6 protein-coding genes and 1 tRNA gene are annotated in these 4,898 nt (G+C 43.9%); 1 reads left to right on the forward strand and 6 read right to left on the reverse strand.

Translation table 11 applies throughout. The features are described 5' to 3' along the window. Window positions 1–122 precede the first annotated feature (122 nt). Window positions 123–674, reverse strand: coding sequence for a DJ-1 family glyoxalase III (locus tag RDS42_RS12580; protein ID WP_331603436.1), 552 nt, complete (start codon window positions 672–674; stop codon window positions 123–125). A gap of 202 nt (window positions 675–876) precedes the next feature. Between RDS42_RS12580 and RDS42_RS12585 the strand changes: the two genes are divergently transcribed. Beyond that, window positions 877–1,344: a CYTH domain-containing protein gene (locus RDS42_RS12585; RefSeq protein WP_308783963.1), complete on the forward strand. Its 468-nt coding sequence runs from the start codon at window positions 877–879 to the stop codon at window positions 1,342–1,344. Here RDS42_RS12585 and RDS42_RS12590 read toward each other — a convergent pair. The 5 genes from RDS42_RS12590 to malQ all read right to left on the reverse strand — a co-directional run bounded on the left by RDS42_RS12590 (window position 1,333) and on the right by malQ (window position 4,805). Next, a complete protein-coding gene (locus tag RDS42_RS12590; protein ID WP_308783964.1) occupies window positions 1,333–1,536 on the reverse strand; it encodes a hypothetical protein in 204 nt (67 codons plus the stop codon). The two genes, RDS42_RS12585 and RDS42_RS12590, sit on opposite strands and share 12 nt — an antisense overlap. An 83-nt stretch (window positions 1,537–1,619) precedes the next feature. Next, complete coding sequence (gene proC / locus RDS42_RS12595) at window positions 1,620–2,414, reverse strand: pyrroline-5-carboxylate reductase (RefSeq protein ID WP_308783965.1); 795 nt, start codon at window positions 2,412–2,414, stop codon at window positions 1,620–1,622. Further along, a complete protein-coding gene (locus RDS42_RS12600; RefSeq protein ID WP_308783966.1) occupies window positions 2,411–2,854 on the reverse strand; it encodes a transporter in 444 nt (147 codons plus the stop codon). The genes proC and RDS42_RS12600 overlap by 4 nt, the downstream gene beginning before the upstream one ends. Before the next feature lie 237 nt (window positions 2,855–3,091). Further along, window positions 3,092–3,162 (reverse strand) — tRNA-Gly (locus RDS42_RS12605). Between the two features lie 146 nt (window positions 3,163–3,308). Further along, window positions 3,309–4,805, reverse strand: a complete 1,497-nt coding sequence (gene malQ / locus RDS42_RS12610) for a 4-alpha-glucanotransferase (RefSeq protein ID WP_308783967.1) — start codon at window positions 4,803–4,805, stop codon at window positions 3,309–3,311. Between the last annotated feature and the right edge of the window lie 93 nt (window positions 4,806–4,898).

Genomic DNA, 4,898 nt, shown 5'->3' on the forward strand with positions numbered 1-4,898 from the left:
TTTGCCTGCTTTTCAGCAATTCAGGCAGGTGTATCTTCTTAAAAAAAGATACAATTACAGTCATTATCGAAGTATAGCACAACTGGCACAAAAACACCAGTGTTTTTTTCAGGTTTATAGATTTACCTTTTATATACAATAGATTCCGCGATCTCCGAAGCCTTTTCATCTCCCATAAGCTGTGCGATCAGGCAAAGCGCAAAAGGAATCGCTGTGCCCAGACCTCTGCTGGTAGTCACATTTCCATCCACAACTACCGGTTCCTCACAGGTCTCTGCTCCTTCAAGCTGATCCATAAAAGACGGATAGGACGTTGCTTTTCGTCCCTTAAGGAATCCTAATTTCGCAAACACACTGGGCGCTGCACAGATAGCCGCGATTTTTCCGTTCTTATTATAATACTCTGTAAGAAGCTCTGTAAGCGGTGCAAACTCTCCCAGATATCTGGTGCCCGGCATTCCTCCCGGAAGTACCAGCATATCCGCATCAGAAAAATCTGTTTCCTGAAAAATTCTGTCTGTTTTCATTTCAATTCCATGGGATGTTGTGATCTCCCTTGTCTCCTTGATGGAAACTGTCTCAGCAGTGATCCCCGCTCTTCTCATAAGATCCACCACCGTCAATCCTTCAATATCTTCAAATCCGTCTGCCAGAAAAATATATACTTTACTCATGATCGTACCTCCCGTTTCGCTTCTGTTCGTTTTTATATCTGTAAGTATACCACTTCCAGATACTTCCATACAAGGTTTTGCAAAACTTTGGAAAAGACAGTTTTTATTGAATTTATAAAACAGATGACGGGAAAACTCTCAAATGATATAATGAACTGCAGATTACTATTTCCGCCAGAATGCGGAGGAATGGAGATTGAATATGGAGATTGAACGCAAATTTTTAATAAAAAGAGAACAGCTTCCGGAAAATCTGGAGAACTTTCCTTTTCGCAGAATAGAACAGGGATATCTCTGCACTGATCCGGTGGTACGTATCCGGCGGCAGGATGACGATTACTTTCTGACTTACAAATCAAAAGGACTTATGTCCAGAGAGGAATACAACCTTCCCCTGACAAAAGATGCATATTATCACCTGAAATCCAAAGCAGACGGTCTGGTCATTTCCAAGACCAGATATCTGATCCCGGAAAAAAACGGTCTGACCATTGAACTTGATATCTTTCATGAAGAGTATGAAGGACTTCTTCTGGCCGAGGTGGAATTCCCCTCAAAAGAAACCGCAGAAGCCTATACTCCTCCCGCATGGTTCGGCGAAGATGTAACCTGGTCCTCAGAATATCACAACAGCACATTAAGCCAGGGCAGAAACATATCAAAAAGCTGATCTGTCACCGTATTTCCTTTTTTTCCGTTTTTTGCCCGGATTCCATTTTCCACTCATCAGCAATTTTTCCAGGTATTCCGCACAGCGTAGAGGAACCGCCCCAATAAGCCTGCCTGCCATACGCACAGCCCGATTCCGGCTTTTTCCAAGTCTCATGGAAAATTCCAGCATTTTTTCCATAAATAACAACATGTGCTAAACCTCCTCACAGGAATAGTTTAGCACATTCTGTTCTTTAACACAATTTAATAAAAATTATTTATTCCGCACTTATTTTACAGACGTTTTCCTTTTTCTGCCGCCCCGTTCAGCGCCTCAAATACTGCACTTCTCATTCCGGCTTTTTCCAGGATCCTTACCCCTTCAATAGTACTTCCAGCCGGAGAGCATACCATATCCTTCAGTTCGCCGGGATGCTTTCCTGTTTCCAGTACCATCTTTGCACTTCCCATAACTGCCTGAGCAGCAAAGGAATATGCCTGACTTCTCGGAAGTCCCTGCGCCACTGCGGCATCAGCCATAGCCTCGATAAACATAAATACATACGCAGGAGAACATCCGCATACTGCACTGAACGCATCCAGAAGTCTTTCCGGAACAAATTCAAATCTTCCGAAGCTTCCTGCAATCTCGCTGATCTTCTGTGCATCCTCCTCTGTCACACGTTCATTGCAGCATCCACCGGTCATTCCTTCCCCTACCTGTGCCGGTGTATTTGGCATCAGACGAATGATCTTCATGGAACATCCGCAGGTATCTTCCAGCCATTTCAGTGTCTTGCCCGGAGCAATACTTACCAGAATCTGTTCTTCTGTCAGAAGGTCTCTTATTTCAAGGATCACTTCCTCATAAAACTGAGGCTTCACTGCCAGAAAAAGAATCTTTGCTTTTTTGGCAACCTCACGATTGTCCATAGTTGTCTCTACACCCAGTTTTTCTCTGCTGCGCTTTGATCCGGCTTCGGTCAGATTTGATACAATAATATCATTCTTCTGAACCAGCCCTTTTTTCAAAATTCCTCCAATCATAGCTGAAGCCATGTTTCCACATCCAATAAATCCAATTTTCATTTACATTCATCCTCTCTTTTTTCTATATGATGATATCCTACTGCATCTACCTCTGTCATCAGATATTTGCGGATCGCGAACAAAATAGCAATGGCGATCACGCCAATCAGTGTCTGCATAGTCCCCAGATGCTCGACAACCATCTGCCGGGCGGTGGCAAACATCAGAACCTCGACAACCGTCTGCGAAGAGTGCCTGCACAGCATTTTTACAAATTCCACACCGACTACCAGAGATAATCCACTGGAAAGAAATTCTGAGAAAAATCCGGAATCCATATTCATAATGGAAGTCCCTGCCACATCATAGATCAGCCTTATCCCGGCAAATGCGATCACTACCAGAATCACAACAGACAGCAGAATCTCTGTATATCGGGCGATATTGTAGATAATATCATTAAAGCGTTTTCTTATTGCATGGTTTACTTCTTTTTTCATAGGTTCTCCTTTTCCTTTCGTACCTCCTTTTCCCTATCATACATGGTTCAGGCACCATCTTCAAGAAGATCCTGAAAAGTTTCTGCTCACGGACAAAACAGGAAAGTTGGCACAGAATGTACTGCTTCCCTGATGAATTAAAAAAGCGTCCCTGCTTTATGATAAAACAGGACGCTGCTCTTTACAAATAATCCATGCCGCAGTCAAAGACCCCATCACGGAATATCCATTTATTAAAGCAGATAACGGGAATCGAACCCGCCTCCCCAGCTTGGGAAGCTGGTGTTCTACCGATGAACTATATCTGCATGAATTCATTATAGCACTGTACAAATTGCTGCGCAAGGTACGTCACAAAAAAAATACAATTAAACTATGACTCAAAAACAAAACAGACAATTAGAAAAACACATCAGAGACCAGTCATAAGACCAGTCCCTGAGACATTTTCTTCTTAACGTCCGTACCGTTTGGCAAGGGCTTTCATTTCTTTTTGAAGTTCTTCTGTAAACTGTCCCGGCACAAGTCTCCACTTCCAGTTTTTGCCCAAAGTGGACGGCTGGTTCATTCGGGCAGAGTTATCCAGATAAAGATAATCCTGCATAGGAATCACGCAAAGCTTTGCCACACTTCTCATAACCAGACAGATCAGATTCTGACAGATCTCCTTATCAGAACTATGAAAATCATTCAAATATTCTCTTACCTGTTTCCGCTCCAGAGGGCTGATGTCTCTGAACCAGGAAAGCAGAGTCTCATTATCATGGGTTCCTGTATAAACCACACAGTTTTCCGGATAATTATGGGGGAGATAGTCGCTGGCATTTCCTGTATCTCTCTCGTCAAAAGCAAATTCAATGACCTTCATATTCGGGTATCCGCTTGCCTCCACAAGAGCTTTAACCGAATCTGTCATATACCCCAGATCCTCTGCAATGATATCGCGCTGTCCCAGTCTGGCAGAAATCGCCCGGAAAAGCTCGATTCCCGGTCCTTTTTCCCACCATCCGTTTTCTGCCGTTTTGTCCCCGTAAGGAATAGCGTAATATTCATCAAAACCTCGGAAATGATCAATACGCACCACATCATAAAGACGGAAACAATGTTCAATCCTGTGGATCCACCAGTCAAATCCTGTATTTCTGTGAACCTCCCAGTTATAAAGAGGATTTCCCCAAAGCTGTCCTGTGGCAGAAAAGCCATCCGGAGGACATCCGGCAACCTGTGTGGGACAGTTCTTTTCGTCCAGCTTAAACAGCCAGGGGCTTGCCCAGGTATCCGCGCTGTCCATGGCCACATAAATAGGAATATCCCCAATGATCCGGATCCCCTGGTCATTGGCATATGTCTTCAGTTTCATCCACTGCTGGCGGAATTTAAACTGCATATATTCCTGAAATTCAATCTCAAAATACAACTCTTCCCGGTAATAATCCAGAGCGTTCTGCCATCTGAGACGGATATCCTCCGCCCACTCGCTCCATGGCTTTCCATCAAACCGCTGTTTCACAGCCATAAAAAGAGCATAATCCTTCAGCCACCATGCCTCTTCCTGCTGAAACTGCAGGAATTCTTCATTTTCTGCTATATTGCTGCGTTCATATGCTTTTCTCAGAAGCGCTGTACGGCTTTTGTAGATCTTTGCATAATCCACGCTGGAAGGATCCTGCCCAAAATCCGCTGAATCACACTCCTTTTCAGAAAGCACACCCTCCTCAATGAGATCTTCCAGACTGATAAAATACGGATTTCCCGCAAATGTCGAAAAACTCTGATAGGGAGAATCCCCGTAGCTGGTAGGACCCAGCGGCAGAATCTGCCAGCAGTCCTGTCCCGCTGCCTTCAGTCCGTCCACAAACTCATAAGCGCTTTTGGAAAAGCATCCGATTCCATATTTTGACGGCAGGCTGCTGACAGGCAGCAGCACGCCGCATTCTCTTCTATCTGACATAATTTTTCTCCTTTTTTGTACTTATTTTATATATAGGCGTTTGCGAAACGCCACAAGCCGCATAAATACGGCATTTTAACTTTTATAAAACAA

Source organism: uncultured Blautia sp. (assembly GCF_902497045.1).
Taxonomy (GTDB): Bacteria; Bacillota; Clostridia; order Lachnospirales; family Lachnospiraceae; genus Blautia_A.